This window comes from Shewanella sp. Pdp11, from assembly GCF_002838165.1.
GTDB classification, from domain to species: Bacteria; Pseudomonadota; Gammaproteobacteria; order Enterobacterales; family Shewanellaceae; genus Shewanella; species Shewanella hafniensis.
The window spans coordinates 2627176-2645473 of the sequence record NZ_CP015194.1; the positions used below are offsets into that span (position 1 = coordinate 2627176).

Annotated in this window: 18 protein-coding genes; 11 read left to right on the forward strand and 7 right to left on the reverse strand. The window is 45.5% G+C overall.

All coding sequences use genetic code 11. The features are described from left to right. Nucleotides 1-77 precede the first annotated feature (77 nt). From AYJ58_RS11630 to bioD, 3 genes are all read left to right on the forward strand, one after another. A complete protein-coding gene (locus tag AYJ58_RS11630; RefSeq protein WP_106650244.1) occupies nt 78-1298 on the forward strand; it encodes an aminotransferase class I/II-fold pyridoxal phosphate-dependent enzyme in 1221 nt (406 codons plus the stop codon). A gap of 64 nt (nt 1299-1362) precedes the next feature. Next, a complete protein-coding gene (locus AYJ58_RS11635) occupies nt 1363-2466 on the forward strand; it encodes a methyltransferase domain-containing protein (protein WP_106651809.1) in 1104 nt (367 codons plus the stop codon). A 196-nt stretch (nt 2467-2662) separates the two neighbouring features. Then, nucleotides 2663-3403, forward strand: coding sequence for a dethiobiotin synthase (gene bioD, locus AYJ58_RS11640; RefSeq protein WP_106650245.1), 741 nt, complete (start codon nt 2663-2665; stop codon nt 3401-3403). A gap of 159 nt (nt 3404-3562) precedes the next feature. On the opposite strand, the gene AYJ58_RS11645 is transcribed toward bioD, so the two are convergent. The 5 genes from AYJ58_RS11645 to AYJ58_RS11665 form a co-directional block, all read right to left on the reverse strand. Further along, nucleotides 3563-3838, reverse strand: coding sequence for an HU family DNA-binding protein (locus AYJ58_RS11645; RefSeq protein ID WP_106650246.1), 276 nt, complete (start codon nt 3836-3838; stop codon nt 3563-3565). A gap of 281 nt (nt 3839-4119) precedes the next feature. After that, a complete protein-coding gene (locus tag AYJ58_RS11650) occupies nt 4120-5031 on the reverse strand; it encodes an ABC transporter ATP-binding protein (RefSeq protein WP_106650247.1) in 912 nt (303 codons plus the stop codon). Beyond that, a complete protein-coding gene (locus AYJ58_RS11655; RefSeq protein ID WP_106650248.1) occupies nt 5028-5858 on the reverse strand; it encodes an ABC transporter permease subunit in 831 nt (276 codons plus the stop codon). The genes AYJ58_RS11650 and AYJ58_RS11655 overlap by 4 nt, the downstream gene beginning before the upstream one ends. 47 nt (nt 5859-5905) lie before the next feature. After that, nucleotides 5906-6613 carry a YceH family protein gene (locus tag AYJ58_RS11660; protein WP_106650249.1) on the reverse strand — a complete coding sequence of 236 codons (708 nt, stop codon included), beginning with the start codon at nt 6611-6613 and terminating at the stop codon, nt 5906-5908. A gap of 133 nt (nt 6614-6746) precedes the next feature. Then, nucleotides 6747-7589 carry a CvfB family protein gene (locus AYJ58_RS11665; protein WP_106650250.1) on the reverse strand — a complete coding sequence of 281 codons (843 nt, stop codon included), beginning with the start codon at nt 7587-7589 and terminating at the stop codon, nt 6747-6749. 701 nt (nt 7590-8290) lie between these two features. Here AYJ58_RS11665 and AYJ58_RS11670 point away from each other — a divergent pair. The 8 genes from AYJ58_RS11670 (at nt 8291) to AYJ58_RS11705 (ending at nt 14912) form a co-directional block, all read left to right on the forward strand. Further along, complete coding sequence (locus tag AYJ58_RS11670) at nt 8291-8443, forward strand: hypothetical protein (protein WP_011846564.1); 153 nt, start codon at nt 8291-8293, stop codon at nt 8441-8443. A gap of 487 nt (nt 8444-8930) precedes the next feature. Beyond that, the gene (gene speA, locus AYJ58_RS11675; protein ID WP_106650251.1) at nt 8931-10844 is read left to right on the forward strand and encodes a biosynthetic arginine decarboxylase; all 1914 of its coding nucleotides are present in this window, start codon (nt 8931-8933) and stop codon (nt 10842-10844) included. 159 nt (nt 10845-11003) lie between these two features. After that, nucleotides 11004-11945 carry an adenosylmethionine decarboxylase gene (locus tag AYJ58_RS11680; RefSeq protein WP_106650252.1) on the forward strand — a complete coding sequence of 314 codons (942 nt, stop codon included), beginning with the start codon at nt 11004-11006 and terminating at the stop codon, nt 11943-11945. Between the two features lie 28 nt (nt 11946-11973). Further along, nucleotides 11974-12612, forward strand: a complete 639-nt coding sequence (pdxH, locus tag AYJ58_RS11685) for a pyridoxamine 5'-phosphate oxidase (protein WP_106650253.1) — start codon at nt 11974-11976, stop codon at nt 12610-12612. A 68-nt stretch (nt 12613-12680) separates the two neighbouring features. After that, nucleotides 12681-13133: a YaiI/YqxD family protein gene (locus AYJ58_RS11690; RefSeq protein ID WP_106650254.1), complete on the forward strand. Its 453-nt coding sequence runs from the start codon at nt 12681-12683 to the stop codon at nt 13131-13133. 155 nt (nt 13134-13288) lie between these two features. Further along, nucleotides 13289-13864: a YceI family protein gene (locus AYJ58_RS11695; protein ID WP_106650255.1), complete on the forward strand. Its 576-nt coding sequence runs from the start codon at nt 13289-13291 to the stop codon at nt 13862-13864. Nucleotides 13865-14040: 176 nt separating this feature from the next. Next, the gene (locus AYJ58_RS11700; protein WP_106650256.1) at nt 14041-14397 is read left to right on the forward strand and encodes a DUF3802 family protein; all 357 of its coding nucleotides are present in this window, start codon (nt 14041-14043) and stop codon (nt 14395-14397) included. A 152-nt stretch (nt 14398-14549) separates the two neighbouring features. Beyond that, the gene (locus tag AYJ58_RS11705) at nt 14550-14912 is read left to right on the forward strand and encodes an STAS/SEC14 domain-containing protein (RefSeq protein ID WP_106650257.1); all 363 of its coding nucleotides are present in this window, start codon (nt 14550-14552) and stop codon (nt 14910-14912) included. Nucleotides 14913-14922: 10 nt separating this feature from the next. On the opposite strand, the gene AYJ58_RS11710 is transcribed toward AYJ58_RS11705, so the two are convergent. After that, a complete protein-coding gene (locus AYJ58_RS11710) occupies nt 14923-17553 on the reverse strand; it encodes a PAS domain-containing protein (RefSeq protein WP_106650258.1) in 2631 nt (876 codons plus the stop codon). Between the two features lie 182 nt (nt 17554-17735). Beyond that, on the reverse strand, nt 17736-18263 hold the full coding sequence (dsbB, locus tag AYJ58_RS11715) for a disulfide bond formation protein DsbB (protein ID WP_106651810.1): 528 nt from the start codon (nt 18261-18263) through the stop codon (nt 17736-17738). Nucleotides 18264-18298: the final 35 nt, after the last annotated feature.

An 18298-nucleotide genomic window follows, 5' to 3' on the forward strand; every position in this document is an offset into this window, starting at 1 on the left:
GCGGCCAACAGGTTTATTCAATGTGTTCTATTCCTAAGATAAATCTGCTTAAATCGCACACTCTTGAGGCTAAATTGATGAGTTCTCTGCTTGAGACTAAAATTGCCGCCCGTCAGCATGCTCTGCGTGAGCAAGGATTACTGCGCCAACGTAAAGTGCTGAGTGTCGATCATGCCATTAACACCAACGCATCCACTTCGAGCCCACGTTTTGTGTTTGAAGGTCGCACTTATGTCAATTTCAGTAGTAATGATTATTTAGGTTTATCCCGCGTACCTGAGCTCGCTGAGGCCTTGCACCTTGGCGCACAAATCTACGGTGTGGGCAGCGGCGCATCGCCCTTAGTGACAGGTTACAGTGACGCACATTTGGCGCTGGAGCGTGAACTTTGCGCCTTAACGGGACATGAAGCGGCATTATTATTTTGCTCGGGCTTTAGTGCTAATACGGCGCTAATGAAAACCCTATTTGATCAACACGATATTGTTGTTGCCGACAAACTCGTACACGCCTCAATTATTGATGGTTTGCACGATAGCGGCGCGCAGCTGAAACGTTTTTTACACAATTCCTTAGAAAGCGCTGAGCGGTTACTCGCTCGACATCAGACATCGGCGTTAATCACTGAAAGCGTGTTTAGCATGGACGGAGATTGTGCACCGATTGCTGAGTTATCGGCGCTTTGTCAGCAAAATAACACTTGGTTGATTGTCGATGATGCCCATGGTTTTGCGGTGCTCGATGATTATCACAATGCTGATGCCGCCAAGCTTATCGATGTGCAAGTGGTCACTTTTGGTAAAGCATTAGGTTGCCAAGGTGCGGCCGTGTTGGGGAGTCAGGCGCTGATCGATTATTTAGTCAGTAACGCCCGTGAATACATTTACTCGACCGCTTTATCGCCCGCCAATGCCGCATTAGCGTTAGCCGCTGCTCAGTACTGCACAGCACATCCCGAGTTACAGCAAAAACTGCGTGAGAATATCACGCTGTTTAAACGATTATGCCTTGAGGCGAATGTGCCCCTTTTAGGTTCAGATACCGCGATTCAGCCGCTGGTCATTGGTGATGCATTGCAAACCCTGCAAGTGGCTGAGGAGCTAAGGGCTGCAGGGATTTGGGTTGGCGCGATTCGCCCGCCGACCGTGCCTGTGGGCTCTGCGCGTTTACGTATTACCTTAACGGCCGCCCATGCCGCGGAAGATATCGCGGCCTGTGCTGCGCAATTAGCTCAAGTGCTCAGTCGCGTCCGTGTGCCACTTGTGACTGAACGACAAGCTACGGATGATCACAGATAAATGTACGCGATTGAAGGCGTTATTCTATTGAATTTTAAGTTTTTATGGTTGAGTGTTAACTGCAATGCCAAGCCCGATTAAATCCAGCAAGCCCAAGGCGAGTGAACCAAGCTCTAACGTGCTCAAATCTAGTGAGTCCAGCTCTTGCGGGTCAATATCTCACGAGATGAATGTGAGCGAATCTGCTGTAATGAAAGCTTTTGAAAAAAAAGCGATTGAAAAACAAGCCTTTGAAAAACCAGCTGTTGGAAAAAGAGCAATTAAGAAAATAGCCAATACACACGGCGCTCAGATTGCCGAACGATTCTCTGCAGCGGCCCATAGTTATCAAGACCATAATCAGTTACAACGTCTGAGCGCCGCCAGTTTACTCAGTGAGTTTACCGCCAAAGGTCATCTGTTGGACATTGGCGCTGGCCCTGGGACCGATTTTTCGGTGCATGATTTTGCACATCAATCTGAGCATCACGCTGAGCAGGGTTCGATACAAAATCCACAGACGACTGTGTTTGCTGTGGATATCGCCCTTGGCATGTTGCACAAGCTAAAACAATCTTATCCCGATTATCACGGCGTGTGCGCCGATGCCGAGTGTTTACCTTTTGTCGATGGCTGCATCGATGTGATTTATTCGAATTTGGCTTTGCAATGGTGTGGGAATTTCGCCGCTGCGGTCGCCGAAATGGCGCGAGTGCTTAAGCCAAATGGCGAGTGTCATTTGAGCCTAGTAGCGCAGGGAAGTTTGAATCAATTAGCCGAATTAGGCTTAAGAGTGAATGACTTTTCGACGCTAGAGTCGCTCAAAGCGGCATTTAAACTCGATACATGGCAGTCGTTAGAGGTGCAGCTCATTCCTATGACAGTGCATTTTGATACGCTCAAAACCTTACTCTATTCCATTAAAGGGGTAGGCGCATCAGTGCAATCGGTCAGCTCAAGCCATTCAGCTCATTCAATCAGTTCAGCCAACTCAACCCGTTTAATTGACTCAACATCGCAAGCAGCAGGAGAAGTTGCTGGTGCAATAGCCGCTGCAGATTTAGCTCCGCGGCTGCGTGGTCGCCAAGATTGGCTGGCAATGCAGGCCAAAGCCGAATCGTTACGTGTACCCCAAGGTTTACCGTTAACCTATCAGATAGTGCAGATACGTGCTCGGCGCGGGATATAACAGTTTCGCGCTATGTTTAACTAAAGCAGTGTTTTAGCTACAACAGTGTTTTAGCTACAGCAATCATCATGCAAATATATTTAGCATTGGTGAGCGATAGGGGCTTTAGTGTGTAGATTTATGGATTGGTTGCTTTTGGCTTCATACCGAGTGTATTTCATAAAGACCACTCAGTAGCGACAGATAAGGATCTAATATGTTTTTTGTAACAGGTACAGATACCGACAGTGGTAAAACCTTAGTTTCATCGGCGCTGTTAACCGCAGTAAACCGTTTGGGCGCGATAGCCAGCGCTGACTCGGCTGTGAGTATTTTGGCTTCTAACACGCAGTCTACCTTAGGTGTTAAGCCCATCGCCTCGGGCTGTGCGCAAACCTCCGAAGGCTTACGTAATGCCGATGCGCTGCATCTTATGACGTCATCTTCACTAAAACTGGCCTATTCCACCATCAATCCTTTTACCTTCGAGCCTGCGATTGCGCCGCATATTGCTGCCGCCCAAGTGGGCGTGGGTTTAGCGCCTGAAGTCATTATCGAAAGCTTGGATTTAGCAGCGTTTGCTCAAGCGGATTTTTGTTTGATTGAGGGCGCGGGTGGCTGGCGTTTACCCTTAGGCGAGGGGAGATATTTATCGGAAGTGGTACAGAAATTAGAACTGCCAGTGATACTCGTGGTGGGCATGAAACTCGGCTGCTTAAATCACGCACTGCTGACTCAAGAGGCGATATTGGCTGATGGGCTTAAGATTGCTGGCTGGGTTGCCAATTGTGTCGACCCGAATATGAGTATGTTTGCGGAAAACTTGGCGAGTCTTAAAGAGATGATGTCAGCGCCTTTCCTCGGCTGTGTGCCTTTTCTTGATGCTCCCAGTGCTGAAAATGCCGCCGATTATCTTGATACTTCGCCACTTTTTCAAAGCGCAGAGGCCAATACATAGCCAGTGCCTAACTAATGCTTAGCCGCTTAATACTTTCAGCTAAGTGCTATCGTAATGTTTTGAGACCAAAAGCCTCACATTAGGTGAGGCTTATTTCTATCAAGGCTGCCGATTAATGTTCGCAAATGAGTGACTGCACATTAACGCTAAGCGTTGCTATCAGCGATTGATCTGTTGCTTCAATGCCGTTGAGGCTTTAAAGCTGGGCTGATTGTAGCCGTCGATTTCTATGGTTTCGCCCGTTTGTGGATTACGGCCCGTTTTAGCGACATGGTATCTCAATTCAAAGGTGCCAAATTGTGGCAGGTAGATTTTTTCGCCTTCGCTTAAGGCGATGTGGATCTGTTGCAAAATCTGCTCAACCACAGGTTTAGTGCTCGCTTGCGATGCATTGAGCTCGGCGGCAATACGTTGGATAAGTTGTGCTTTGTTCATAGAAACCTCTGAAGTCAGCTTAGGTTCAATCGAAGGGGAGTTATAACAAGCTCGCCTTAAGATTGAAAGCCATAGCCAGCTTAGCGCGGTCGAGTGGTGTTTTATTGACTGGCTTGTAGCTTTATTGAAAACAGAGTGTTGGTATATTGAGCGGTAATCTTGTCGGTTTTGAGTGCTTGTCAGTTTTGAGTCGAAAACTTAAGCGCAACTGGGTTGCGCTTAAGTCATGAGCAGCATTATTCAACGGCTGGCTTATGTGAAGCCAACTTTTTAAAGCTCGCCTATGAAAAGAGCGTTTCTTCCAGAGTGCGGCCTTTCAGCAGCATCTTATATTGCCACTGATGTTGGTTGAAAAGGGTAAATAGGCGCATTTCAATATCACTGTTCTGTGCTTTTTCTGCATCCGTGGCAAGCTGGATAATAAACACTTTGCTCTGTTTTGAGCTGACGTTCACCACGCCCGCCAGTTTCGCCACTTCCGCTTGCAGCACCTCACTGTCACAAGTTTGCATGGTTAACGTTAGGTAATCACTGTCGGTCGATGCATGCATAGACACGGCTTGGCTCAGTTGGCCCTTGTCTAAATACAACACTTGATCGCACAGCTTTTCGAGCTCATCGAGATTATGCGAGCTGATCATAAAGGTCGTGGTGGGCGATAGGGCTTTGACCAGCTCGCGGACTTTTTTCGCATTGGCAGGGTCGAGTCCCGCCGTCGGCTCATCCAATAACACTAATTCTGGCGAGCCAATGAGCGTCTGCGCAATCGATACGCGTTTACTCATACCGTGGCTAAGACTGGGTGGTTTTTGCTCGGCGACGTCAGCTAAATCGACTAAGGTCAATACGCGAATGGCCTCTTGTCTGGCTTGTTCAACGCCCATGCCCTGCAAACGCGCGAAAAAGCTTAATTGGCTAACAATGGTCAAATTGGGATCGAGCACCGCATCCTGGGGTAAAGCGGCAATTTTACCTAAAAGTTTAGGGCTATTAGGCGCTTCACCGAGCAGGGTTATTGTCCCGGCACTTGGCGACATATAGCCGCATAACAGGCTAAAAAGCGTGGTTTTACCCGCACCATTGGGACCGACAAGGGCGATGGGGGCACCCGCTTCTAGGCTGAAGTTAACATCATTCAGCGCCTTTTTGCTGCCGTAAAGCTTTGACAGTCCTTGGCATTGGATCAGACTCATAGCGAGCTCCTTTGCATATACATTCTGCCGAGTAAGAGGGCCGCAGCGGTTTGGATTAGTGGAATAGGGGCATAAACTAAACTGTTGAGTCCATTGGTATTGAGCATGTCCGATAACTGAGCACCGGGTAATATCCATTGTAGCTGAGCCAATACGTTAGATTGGCTGCCTAACACCATGATGGCGATGGAAATCACAGTCCATAAAATGGTCGCAAACACCATAGCTTGGCGTGCTGTGCGCGCATACAGGGACAATAAGGTCATCACTGCCGTGTAGGGTAAGATCACTATGATGAGGTTAAGGCCAACTAAGGCGCCAGAGGTTAACGCTGGTAAAAAAAGCTGGCTGTCACGGCTGAGCGCGAGGGCGACTGTGGCGATAATCGTCAATAGGATCAGCAAGCCTTGGATCAGAATTTGGCCGAGAAAACGCCCGAACAATAAGCTGTCACGGCTAGTGCGCAGGGTTAAAAAGCGCAGTGTGCCACGGGTTTTATCGGAAGAGAATTGATCGGCGGCGATCAAAATACTGAACAGTGGGAATAAATACAGCGCAAAGCACCAAAACACCGCCATTTCGGCTACAGGCCACTCAAAGAGCACGTTGAGGGTATTGGCCCCAAATAAGCTGTCGATGACATCTTTTACATTGGGCTGCAATAACATCGCCGATGCGCTTTGAATGGGATAAAGCAGGAGTACGCCCCACACTAAACCAAAGGCGACCAAGGCGATGATCCCTCGGGTATTAAATAAAAATTTACGCAGTTCAAACATGGCGATAATAAGCATGTTGTTGAAACTGCTGGGTGGATTATTGGTCATTTGCTGTCTCTATTATTCTTGACGCTATGATTAGCTTTATAAGACGATTAACTCAACGAGGCGATTAACTCATCGAGCTTTTGCGTCAGTTCAGCCACCTGTTGCTCAAGCTCTGTCACTCTTTGGGTTAATTCATGCGGCTCAGCAGCCAAAGACACTGCGACATGGGCGGCACTATGGTTGGTAGTCTGGCTGGCAGTATGAGGGCTGGCAGTATGAGTATTATCTGGCTGCGCAGTTTCGAGCTGCGACGAGGCGGCAGAGAATAATTCCACATAACGGGATTCGCGGCGACCGGCTTCTCTGGGCAACTGTTTTAAGAAAGGTTTTTCGCGGCTCATTAATTGGCGGATGCAATCTTCCACTTCGATCACGTCTTTAAATTCGTGTAGGCGATTACTGCGAGTGCGCAGTTCTCCTGGCGTTTGTGGGCCACGTAATAGCAACAAACAGACGATGGCGAGTGCGGCGGAGGACAGTTGAAGTTCACTGAATTCGGTATTGCAGAATCTGTGCTTGTATTTCACGACGCGGCTACCAAATCCCGACTGTTCGCTGATCAAACGTTTACGATTAAGGGAATCGACGGCAATTTGTACTTGGGTTTCGCTGAGTTCGAGTACCGGCTCGCGACTGGTTTTTTGATTGCAGGCTAAGGTCAATGAGTTTAGCGAGAGAGGATATTGCTCTGGGGTAGTGATTTCTTTCTCAAGCAGGCATCCGATGACTCTGGCTTCGTGTAACGTGAGTTCCATATAAGCTCCAAAGAAAAAAGCATGGCTTTGTTTATAACAGAGCCATGCTTAATATCCTAGGAGTTGTCAGTCAAACTTTGCCTTAGTGGCGGTAAACTGTACAAATTTAACGCTAAGTACTGAACAGAGTTGATTATTCTGCTGTTTCAGTTAAACGCAGGCCATCATTATCTATACTCAGTTGACCATTCTTAAATAAGCCACCTATGGCTTTTTTGAAGGCTTTTTTACTCATACCAAGCTGATCGTAAATGATTTCAGCATCGGTTTTATCAGTCAGGGCTAAGAAGCCGCCAGCCTGTTTGAGTTTGATCAGGATAATGTGCGCGTGCTTATCTAATTCTTGCTTGCTGCCTTGTTGCAGCACAAGATCAATTTTGCCATCGCGGCGCACTTGTTTGATGAAACCTTTGAGTCTTTGGCCGAAACGCAGTTTTTGGAACACTTCGTTTTCGTAAATCACGCCCCAATGGGCATGATTAATAATAGCTTTGTAGCCTAAATCTGTGGTGCCGCCGATATATAAATCGACCTGCTCACCGACAGCGTACTCTGGCTCTGTCTTATCGAGGAACTTATCGATTTTTGATGAGGCCATGATGCGTTCATCGGCGCGGTTAGCGTGCACATAAACCAGATAAGAGCGACCTTCTTCGATAGGCTTGTGTTGCTCACCAAAGGGCAGCAATAAGTCTTTATCTAAGCCCCAGTCTAAAAAGGCGCCATAAGGACCGGTTGCAACGGCTTTTAAGTAGGCGAATTCGCCTACCTGTGCCAATGGACGGCGCGTGGTGGCAATCACGATATCTTCAGAATCTAGATACAGAAACACGTCAAGCAGATCACCGACTTGGCAGTCTTTTAGGGTGACTTTGTTTGGCAGCAGTACTTGCCCTAATTCGTGGGCGTTTAAATACACGCCAAAGCTGACTTGTTTTACAACCTCAAGTTTGCAGGTTTTACCTATCTGTACCATGGATCTCTCTGTGCATAATGGAATGTGATTCGGCTGCGATTATACACTTCGGTGCTGAAACTGCAGCATTATTGTCTTTGGGTTTTATCTTAGGGCGATTCAGCCGTTAATCATCACCGCTGTTTAGTTGGATGTTGGTAAGGGCTATGACAAGAAATGTGGTTGGAAAAGTGATGAGGATTGTTACTAGGAATGACCTCATATTGGTATCTGGGATTGTCTTAAGTTTTAAGGTGGAATTGCGCCTCGGTTTATGGCTTATTGGGGCTGAATTTTGCAATGTGATATTGAGCGCTAGGCTTTAGCCAATGACTGCACGTGGGCGGGGCTAAAGTGACACACAAAATGAAGGGTTATTTGCGGCAATAAATGTCAAAAAAGTTACAAAGGCTATTAAAAAATATTGAACAGACGAGTACGGCGTTCATGCGCTAACTAGCTAATATTATTCAGCTTAACGCTAATTCTCAGTAGGTGGTTGTTAAGCGGGTGTTTATTATATTTTAATGCAAAATATTAAATGAGATTCTTGCTTGCATTCTGTGACATTGCGCGGTTTAATTGCGCCGTTCAACGACTTCGCTCGTTAGAGACATTACAAATATTACGTGAGTAGTAAAGGTTTTATGGTTCAGCAGTCATTAACCGTGTAATTGACAACATATCGAATTACATGGGGTTAAGAGGGTTTTTATTAGCTAATGCACAAGCATCCATTTTTTGCACTTTGCCTAAAAGTGTCACAATGCCAACGCTCGATTGTCGTGCCATACGATGATACTGGCCTTAAGCATCTCACGTTGATCCGCATCAATTCTGGCCGCGAAGAAGCCAATAGTCCCCTGTTAAAATAATCTTGCCTAGAGATAAGCTGGTTTGGCGTTTTCGCTAGTTCGGTGTTGTCGGTTTTCGTTTTCTACTTGTGTTATCGGTTTCTGAAGGTCTTAACTTCTTTCGAACGTCTTTAAGCTGCTTATTAGCTTGATGTTTTAAGGATACGACTCAGGACTTCATTCGGCTTTTTGACGGTATTTGCGGCCTTTAGCCTTAAGATAAATGCAAGCGAGGCAAGTAAAGATAGCTTTACTGGGAGAAGGGAATAAGCTTCTTCATCAATATGATAGGATATAGTGCGTTAAGATGAATTGTCTCTTGCGCTATTAATGAAAATCGCGGCAATGTCACTTACACTAGCGTGACGTTGCGGCATTAAGTAGAAGGTAAAATCTACCTTCGTGTATGTCAGGTAAGGTGTCCCTTTGCCTGGGTTTGTCGAACGGGCGGTTGTGCTATTAAGTCATAACCGTTTAACCCATTTTTTAATAGACGGGCTAAATAATAATGAATGATTGGTCTATTGATGATGCTCGTGCTGGGTACAATGTTACTCACTGGAGCCAAGGTTTTTATGGGATCAGCGATCACGGTGAGGTGACAGTGTCACCGGACCCAAAAAATCCTGATTACAAGATTGGCTTAAATGAGCTAGCCAAAGACATGGTTAAAGCGGGCGTCGCTTTGCCTGTACTAGTTCGTTTTCCGCAGATCCTGCACCACAGAGTGAACAGTTTGTGCCAAGCATTCGACCAAGCGATACAGAAGTACGAGTATCAGGCGGACTATTTGCTGGTTTACCCGATTAAAGTAAACCAACAGCAAACTGTGGTGGAAGAGATCCTGGCGAGTCAGGCATCAAAAGAAGTACCACAACTGGGTTTAGAAGCGGGCAGTAAGCCTGAGCTGATGGCTGTGTTAGCCATGGCGCAAAAAGCCAGTTCAGTCATTGTATGTAATGGTTATAAAGATAATGAATATATCCGTTTAGCACTGATTGGTGAAAAGTTAGGCCACAAGGTTTACATCGTTTTAGAAAAACTGTCTGAACTGAAAATGGTGTTAGCTGAATCTAAACGTTTGGGCGTTAAACCGCGTTTAGGTTTGCGTGCGCGTTTAGCATTCCAAGGCAAAGGTAAATGGCAGGCGAGCGGTGGCGAGAAGTCTAAGTTCGGTCTATCAGCAGCACAAATTTTGCTGGTGGTTGAACAACTTAAGCAACACGACATGCTGGATTCGCTGCAGTTACTGCATTTCCACTTAGGTTCGCAAATCGCCAACATTCGTGATATTCGCCAAGGTGTGAGTGAAGCAGGTCGCTTCTACTGTGAATTACGTGAATTAGGCGCAAGTGTTAACTGCTTCGACGTCGGCGGTGGTTTAGCGGTGGATTACGATGGCACACGTAGCCAAAGTAATAACTCGATGAACTATGGCCTGACCGAATACGCTAACAATATCGTTAACGTATTGACCGACATCTGTAATGAATACGAGCAGCCTATGCCACGTATTATTTCAGAATCGGGTCGTTACTTAACCGCGCACCATGCTGTGCTTATCACCGATGTTATTGGTACTGAAGCCTATCAGCCTGAAGATATTCAAGCCCCAGCTGAAGAGTCACCACAGTTATTGCATAACATGTGGCATTCATGGTCAGAGATCAGCGGCCGCGCTGATCAACGCGCCTTGATTGAGATTTACCACGATAGCCAAAGTGACTTACAAGAAGCGCATTCGCTATTCGCTTTAGGTCAATTGAGCTTAGCGGAGCGTGCGTGGGCTGAACAAGCTAACCTGCGTGTGTGCCATGAAGTGCAAGGGCTATTGAGTGCGAAGAACCGTTATCACAGACCGATTATTGATGAGCTCAATGAAAAGTTAGCCGATAAATTCTTTGTTAACTTCTCATTATTCCAGTCACTACCGGATGCTTGGGGTATTGACCAAGTGTTCCCAGTATTGCCGTTATCGGGTTTAGACAAAGCCCCTGAGCGCCGTGCTGTGATGCTCGATATCACCTGTGACTCTGACGGTATTGTTGATCAATACGTTGATGGACAAGGGATTGAAACCACATTGCCAGTGCCAGCTTGGAGTGCGGATAGCCCGTACTTGATTGGTTTCTTCCTTGTGGGTGCCTACCAAGAAATCTTGGGTGATATGCATAACCTGTTTGGTGATACTAACTCTGCGGTTGTTCGCATCGAAGATAACGGTGTGACGAACATTGAATCGGTATTGGCGGGTGATACTGTCGCTGACGTATTGCGTTACGTTAACTTAGATGCGGTGGCCTTTATGCGCACTTACGAAGAGTTAGTGAATCTGCATATTGCCGAAGATGAACGCGCACAAATTTTAGAAGAACTGCAAGTTGGTCTAAAAGGCTACACTTACTTGGAAGATTTTTCTTAAGATATTTTTCTTAAGATTTAGTGTGTTAAAATAAATCAGCCTAAGGTCACTTAGGCTGATTTTTGCTTTCTGGACGATATTTATCGTCCGTGGGTGCTATTACGGCGTAAAGGATGTCAACAGCAAGGGCGCATAGCGTTTAATGGAGTTAAGGATTTGATGTTTTTTGAAGGCTCAGAAAAGAAACTTGAGATCATCGTGGCGGCGTCTGCGCCGAATTTACGTGAACTCGATGTGAGTTTTTGGTCAGCCTTAGTCAATTGTGCCCATGCCGAGATTTTGTCGCAGTTAAGTAATGCTGATTGCGATGCCTACCTGTTGAGTGAATCTAGCTTGTTTGTCTGGCACGACAGATTTGTCATGCTCACCTGCGGCAATAGCACTTTAGTGGACGCCGCCTGTTATTTTATCGACGCGCTTGGCGTGCCTGCCATCGCGTTGGTGAGTTATCAGCGTAAAAACGAATACCAAGCCCACCTGCAAACCACGAGTTTTGCTGATGATGTTGGCAAGCTGCGTCAGCGTATCGCGGGTAAGGCAATGAGAGTGGGGCATTTAGACAGTCATCACCATTATTTTTTCTGCTCTGATAGTGATTATCGTGCACCAAAGGATGATCAAAGCTGTGAGCTGTTGATGTACCACATTCGTGGTGAGCTAGCCGATTATCTAAATGGTGGCTCGCAAAGCAAAGCTGAAATTTGTGCCGCACTCGAACTTAACGATTTATTCCCAGACTTTGAGCTTGACGCCCATTTATTTGATCCATCAGGTTTTTCGATGAACGGTCTCTGGGGCAAGTATTATGTGACCTTGCATATTACGCCCCAAAGCGAGAATGCCTGCGCTAGCTCCTATGTGAGCTTTGAAACGAATCTGGATTTAGCCCAGTATCCGCAACAACTCTTAGGGCGATTATTAGCACTATTTTCTCCCATCAGTTGGGACACTATCGGCTTTAATATCAACGACTCAACGCAGGGATTTCCTGCCCATTTATGCTTAGGGCGTGGCTCATTAACGACTGAGCAAGGTTATGATATTCGCTTTAGCCACTATCAGCAGCTTGATGCTGAAGTGCTGATCCCTGAATTCATGTAAATTTTTGGCATTTACTTAAGGAAACCCCATGACAGATCTCAGTGATATCCGCCGCGAGTATGCTAAAGGCGGCTTAAGACGTGCCGACTTACCGCAAAACCCAATGGACTTGTTTGAACTGTGGATGACGCAGGCGAGGGATGCGGAACTTAGCGATCCAACGGCTATGTGTGTGGCGACTGTGGACGAACACGGCCAACCTTTTCAACGGGTAGTGTTACTTAAACGTTTTGATGACACAGGTTTCGTATTTTTTACTAACCTTGGTAGTCGCAAAGCCCAGCAAATTGCCGCCAATAATAAAGTCAGTTTGCATTTCCCTTGGCATCCTTTAGAGCGGCAAGTATCGGTGCTTGGTGAAGCGCAGTCGTTGTCTACCGCCGAAGTGCTTAAATACTTTATGACCCGTCCTAAGGACAGCCAAATTGCGGCTTGGGTATCGCAGCAGTCGAGTAAACTCAGCGCTAGACAAGTACTTGAAGGCAAGTTCTTCGAAATGAAAGCTAAGTTCGCTAAGGGCGATGTGCCTTTACCCAGTTTTTGGGGCGGTTACTTAGTGAGACCTTCGAGTATCGAATTTTGGCAGGGTGGAGAACATAGGCTGCATGATCGTTTTATGTATACCCGTCATGATGCCGAGTGGGAAATCGATCGTTTAGCGCCTTAGTACGGTGCATAGTACGATAGCTCGGCATAAAACTGAGCTTGTGAACCTAATTACAGAGCTAAAAGACATTGAGTGATTATAAAATTTGGGTAGATGCGGACGCGTGTCCCAATCCTATCAAAGAAATCCTGTTTCGTGCGGCGGAGCGTAAAGCTTTGCCGCTGGTGCTGGTGGCTAATCAAATGATCCGCGTACCGCCATCGCCCTACATCAGCCAAACTCGCGTTGGAGCGGGTTTTGATGTGGCGGATCAATACATTGTCGACCATGTTGAGCCAACGCATTTAGTGATCACCGCGGACATTCCCTTAGCGGCTTTAGTCATCGAAAAGGGCGCCTTGGCACTCAATCCCCGTGGCGAGCTTTATACCGTCGATAACATAAAACAAAAGCTGACGATGCGCGATTTTATGGAAGACTTACGGGGTTCAGGCGTGCATACCGGCGGACCGGATTCGTTTTCCCAAGCGGATAAACAGGCGTTTGCCAATAGCTTAGATAAATGGCTCGTTAGAGTATGAAGTATAGTTTACTGGTCGCTAATGGATAAAAAGAGTATCTTTAGCTGAAGTTATGCGATGTGGATCACGGTTAACTGGGCATTATTTTCGCCTGCTGCAGATGTCGATTTGCTTTACTGCATGGCTTTTAAACTCACTTTTTGAGGACGGATACGATGAAAAAATGGATGGGAATTGTTGCCTTATCGGCGATCGCCAGTTTTAGCTGCGCCGCGCAATGGCAAGTAATGGATCAAGACTCGCGAGTCAGTTTTATTTCGGTAAAGAAAGGTGACATTGGTGAAGTCCATCACTTTAAACAGCTCAAAGGTACGCTAAAAGAGGATGGTCAATTCGAATTAACCATTCCGTTAATGGGCGTCGCCACTGGTATTGATGTCCGCGATGAGCGGATGCAGAATTTATTGTTCGAAGTGTCTTTATATCCTGAGCTTAAACTGTCGTCTCAAGTTGACACTAAAATGCTAAAAGATCTCGGCGTTGGTGAGACTAAAGTCGTTGATATTGATGGTAAAATTGCATTGCATGGTAAATCGCAAACTAAAACTTTTTCGGTAATTATCACTAAAGTTTCTGATAAAAAGCTGTTAGTGAACAGTTTTCAGCCGATAATTGTGAATGCCAATGAGTTTGATCTTGTTGCAGGCATTGATAAGTTACGTGAAATTGCGGGTTTATCGAGCATTAGCCAAGCTGTTCCTGTGTCATTTGTACTAACCTTAACTCAGTAACTTCAATAAGATTGGTGTAGATCAATACGTCAGTTATCGAAGATAGGCTAGAGTTAAATAAGTGGCGTATGCTGGATCTCGATGAGAAGCCGAATTTTCGGCTTCTTTGATATTTCCGATTGTGGTATTAATAGCACCACACTAGATATTAAGTTAATGAGTTTAAAGGGTAAAAAATGGTCACAGATAAAGATGGTTACATGCATTTGGTCCAGTATTTAACTGAACATCTTGGCTTATTTGAAACACCAAGTTCTGAGGTGATTTTAGACGATACTGTGATGGAATTGTTTGAAGAGCAATTGTCGGCGCAGATCATTATGGTGTGTGGTCAAAATCCGTCATTGTCTTTCGCGCAGCGCAACATGATTATCCGCGAAGTGGATGCAATTGTGTATGATTTAGAAGAGATTTTAGCTTCAGTTGCCAATCATAAAGCTACACCTGCTCAGACGTTATTTATTACCGAATTTTCCGGTTTAATTAAGAATTTGTTCGATCAAGAAATCGCTAAACAACAAGTCAGCGCCTAATCAGAAGGGCGCTTTAGCTTTGAGTGGCAAGCCGCTCAAATCGGCTTAACGTAAAATAACCCACTCTCTTTTCCTGCATTTATGCCATTGTCTGTGTATCTTTAGTGTGTGAGCTTTCATTATTTTATTCGTGTATTGATAAGGAGTGTTCAATGCTAACGATCTCTTCAGGCCATGCCCATGACATATTGGCAGTTGTCGCATCTGGTCGTGTTAATCATGGGGATGTGGAAGGTTATCTAGTTCCCGCCATTGAAGCTAAGCTGCAAGATCACGCCAGTATTCGCCTGTGGTACGAGTTTTCCCCTGAGTTTGAAGGTATATCTGTCGCTGCCCTGTGGGACGATGCGGTACTTGGCTTATTTCACTTAAGTGATTTCTCAAGAGTGGTCATGATTGCTAACCAAGCTCAAACAAGCGCTATGGTCAATGCGCTTGCCTGCATGCTGCCGTGCCCTGTAAAGGTATTTGCTGCCGATGAGCAAAGCCAAGCTAAGGCATGGCTTGATCAGTAAGCCACCCTCTTTATTGTGACGCTAAGTTTGTGTTGAGCGGCCAATGACACTGTATATGTGTGCCTTGGTTTAACTGGCTGCTGATGGTCAAGCTGCCGTTGAAGTCGTTTTTAAGCCATAAATTGATACAGGTTAAGGTCCCGAGACAGAGTTCTTGCTCCAGTTCCTGTCGCAATTGCGTGAGCTGCGCCTGTGTCATACCAATGCCATTATCGATAATACTGATCTGCAGCACGTCGTTCGATTTGTCGATGGCGATGGTGATTTCACGCTGTTCGTTGTGAGTCTTAAAAGCATGATTCAAAGTGTTAGTGATTAAGCGATAGAAGAGCTGCAGATATTGCCAAGCTGGGCCATCTATGATGATGTTTTCCTCACAATTGAGCACAATTTCTACGTTTGCTTTCGCTAATTGCACTTTTAGTAAACCTAGTAAATGACGCATAAATTGCGCCAGATGCAATGGACGAATATCGTTTTGATGATTGGTCAGCAGCTGAGCAATATGCCGCAATTTCTCTGCCTGAGTTACCATGACTTCGGTGATCTGAGTGCTGTAATTTGTCTCGTTCGTTTGTTGCAGTTGGCAAACTTTGGCGAGTAGCTGGTCTTGCTCATGCATGACCTGAGTCATCATTTCAGCTAAGAAGTTTTGCATTAACTGTTGGCTTTGTTCACGGCTGAGATTGAGTTGATGATGCTTTTCGAGCATTTTAGTTAATGCTTCTTGCTCTTGGTAAAGCTCATTATTATGTTGATTGATAAGGCGAACTTGCTCTTGTAGATGATTGAGCGTCTCAACTTGTCCTAAGAGTAATTTCTCCTGTTCCTGCTCTTTAATTTTTTTCAAGGTGATATCAAAGGCGATAGCGCCGACCGCAATCACAGTATCGTCATCATCTTTGATCTTAAATTTGGTCACGATATACATAAGATTCCCCAGTGGTGAGGGAATGGCTTCTTCAAAATTGATGGCTTCGTTATTGTGCAGTACGCGTTGATCGTTTTGTTGATACTCGTGGGCAAATTGGCTAGGAAATACCTCGAAATCCGAGGCGCCAATTATGCGTCTGCGTTCTATACCTAAGATTTCGCAATACTTGTCATTCACTAAAATATATTTGCCGTGCAGATCTTTGATATAGATAAGATTTTGGGAAAATTTCAGTAAAGCCCTTAGTTGTTCCTTATGGCGTTTTAATTCAAGTTGGAACAGGTTTTGGCTCTGCAATTGTTGTTCTAGGGCAAGATTACTGGCATCTAAACTCGCCATGGCCACTTCAAGTTGTTGCGTGCGCGACAGGAATGTCTTGGCTAATAAGCCAATTTCATCTTGGCTGTTTTTAGCTTTAAGTTCAATTGAGGCGGAATCGTTACGTTTTAAGGCTTGGACGATTTCAATAATCGGGGTAATAAACAACCTATGTTGGAGCAAGAATAATAGGATTAAGCCTAAAAGCTGGATACACACTAAATAAATACCGACCTTTTCAACTAAGTGTTTGGCGGTATCTTGCAGTGGCGAAATTGGGGTGACAACTAGTACTTTCCAATAGGTATTAGGCATTAAAAATACCGAAACCAGAGACGCTGTTTTTAGAATGGGATCATGGGCTAAGGTTACTGAAGTCAGTAATTTGGGGGTGGTAAAATGGTTTAAGGCATTGTTATTGACGATGGCGGCTAACATATCGCGTTCATCTTGATGACTTAGCCGAGTCAAATGCTGCATCTGTTCTTGGGTAAAGACGCGCTCAGCCACGGCTTCTGCGATAAATGCCTTATCCGCATTGTGTAATGCCGCTTCGATGGGACTGAAGTCTGGCTGTTGGTTAGCGAGATGATTAAAAGTGACAAAGGTGTGGCTGGTATTAGCTTGATGCTGAAGATTGTTATCGCCATGGGGATAGGCGAGTACTTGATTTTGATGATCTAAGGCAATGACATAACCCCTAACATCCACCATCACATTGCGTAATAGGGCATTGAGTTTTTCTAAACTGATATCTACGGTTGCTGCACCAATAAATTGATGGTCCATCCACATAGCACCTGAAGCCGTGATCATGGACTCATGGGTGGTGGGGTCGAAATAAGACTTTGACCAGAAAATTTTGCCAGCGGGGAAATAGCGTGTCGGGCGATACCATTCTTCGGTGTGATAACTCGGAAACGTGTCCTTGTTATAGCTATCAATGGCAACTAATTCATCGTTGACATTGTGGGCCCAGAATAGGCTATCGCGAAATTTTTGTTGATTAAACGCGCCGGGTTCGGGCCATACGCCGCCACCAGAAATGATGCGTTGTTGGTTAGCGAGCGTCAGCAGGCTGGGGATGGTTTTCACCAGTTGCTCATGATCATAGCGGTAAAGTTTTGCAATACTGGAAATTGAACCGACAACGGTTTCGACCTGTGAAGTCATTTCCTGCAGTTTGGCTATGATTAATTGGCCATAGTTCTGGTTTAATACGGCTTGTTGATCAAGCACTTGTTGGCGTTGAATGCTGAGAATGACCCAAGCTGTGCTGCAAATCAAAATTGCGGCAATGACAAGTTGGATAAGGCTAAATTTGAACGGCAAACTGTTTTGCCATTGGGTTAAGGCTGTATGTGGCTCAGATGTCGAACTTTTTCCCATAATCACCAGTTACCAAATCATCACCTTTTCATTGAGCCAGTGTAGCGCGTTCTCGCTGTTTTGCTATGAGCAGATGTTTAAGTTGCGGCGATTGAATGGGATAAGCGGCGGGAATCAGTCGTAAACTGTGAATAAAATTGTTAATTAAAGGCAGGGTTGATCCCTGCCTCATCTCAAACGGGTTATTTATAAAGAGAAGGTTTATTTGAACCACTCAGGATAGGCACAATAAAGAGTAACCAAGCCACTAGGAAGCCACTGAAAGCCACTACCATCCATTCGGCCATCGTCACACCCATAAAGACCCAAGGCACATCAGTACACATGCCCGTAGGCATCATAATGGAAGGGAACCATTCGTGTAATGGCATCCAAGCGGGGAATTCAGGTAAGAATGAACACGTTGAGAAAGGCGATGGGTTGGTTTGCATGTCTACCAGCGATAGCGCTAGCTTTAATCCCCAAGTTGCACTGATGGCCCAAATAATAGCCGCGAGAATCCTTACTATGCGATATTTTGGCGCTGTCATGCCGATAAGGCCCGCAGCTAATATACCAAATACAGCAAGTCTTTGATAAATACACATAACACAGGGATCGAGTTTCATTATATGTTGAAAATACAGTGCGCTTAACTCTAAGCCGAGGGCTGTGCCTGCGAGAATAAACCAAGACGAACGGGAATGGGCAAAGCGAGTAATGACAGTCAAAGTGAGCTCCATATCAACAAAAAACGCCCTCAGAC

What these genes read in the sequence shown, in the direction of transcription:
- AYJ58_RS11630 (WP_106650244.1), top strand. Translation starts at nt 78, where the DNA reads ATGAGTTCTCTGCTTGAGACTAAAATTGCCGCCCGTCAGCATGCTCTG.
- AYJ58_RS11705 (WP_106650257.1), top strand. Translation starts at nt 14,550, where the DNA reads ATGCTAACGATCTCTTCAGGCCATGCCCATGACATATTGGCAGTTGTC.
- speA (WP_106650251.1), top strand. Translation starts at nt 8,931, where the DNA reads ATGAATGATTGGTCTATTGATGATGCTCGTGCTGGGTACAATGTTACT.
- AYJ58_RS11710 (WP_106650258.1), bottom strand. Translation starts at nt 17,553, where the DNA reads ATGGGAAAAAGTTCGACATCTGAGCCACATACAGCCTTAACCCAATGG.
- AYJ58_RS11660 (WP_106650249.1), bottom strand. Translation starts at nt 6,613, where the DNA reads ATGGAACTCACGTTACACGAAGCCAGAGTCATCGGATGCCTGCTTGAG.
- AYJ58_RS11635 (WP_106651809.1), top strand. Translation starts at nt 1,363, where the DNA reads ATGCCAAGCCCGATTAAATCCAGCAAGCCCAAGGCGAGTGAACCAAGC.
- AYJ58_RS11655 (WP_106650248.1), bottom strand. Translation starts at nt 5,858, where the DNA reads ATGACCAATAATCCACCCAGCAGTTTCAACAACATGCTTATTATCGCC.
- AYJ58_RS11650 (WP_106650247.1), bottom strand. Translation starts at nt 5,031, where the DNA reads ATGAGTCTGATCCAATGCCAAGGACTGTCAAAGCTTTACGGCAGCAAA.
- pdxH (WP_106650253.1), top strand. Translation starts at nt 11,974, where the DNA reads ATGACAGATCTCAGTGATATCCGCCGCGAGTATGCTAAAGGCGGCTTA.
- AYJ58_RS11670 (WP_011846564.1), top strand. Translation starts at nt 8,291, where the DNA reads ATGCACAAGCATCCATTTTTTGCACTTTGCCTAAAAGTGTCACAATGC.
- AYJ58_RS11645 (WP_106650246.1), bottom strand. Translation starts at nt 3,838, where the DNA reads ATGAACAAAGCACAACTTATCCAACGTATTGCCGCCGAGCTCAATGCA.
- bioD (WP_106650245.1), top strand. Translation starts at nt 2,663, where the DNA reads ATGTTTTTTGTAACAGGTACAGATACCGACAGTGGTAAAACCTTAGTT.
- AYJ58_RS11680 (WP_106650252.1), top strand. Translation starts at nt 11,004, where the DNA reads ATGTTTTTTGAAGGCTCAGAAAAGAAACTTGAGATCATCGTGGCGGCG.
- AYJ58_RS11695 (WP_106650255.1), top strand. Translation starts at nt 13,289, where the DNA reads ATGAAAAAATGGATGGGAATTGTTGCCTTATCGGCGATCGCCAGTTTT.
- AYJ58_RS11700 (WP_106650256.1), top strand. Translation starts at nt 14,041, where the DNA reads ATGGTCACAGATAAAGATGGTTACATGCATTTGGTCCAGTATTTAACT.
- AYJ58_RS11665 (WP_106650250.1), bottom strand. Translation starts at nt 7,589, where the DNA reads ATGGTACAGATAGGTAAAACCTGCAAACTTGAGGTTGTAAAACAAGTC.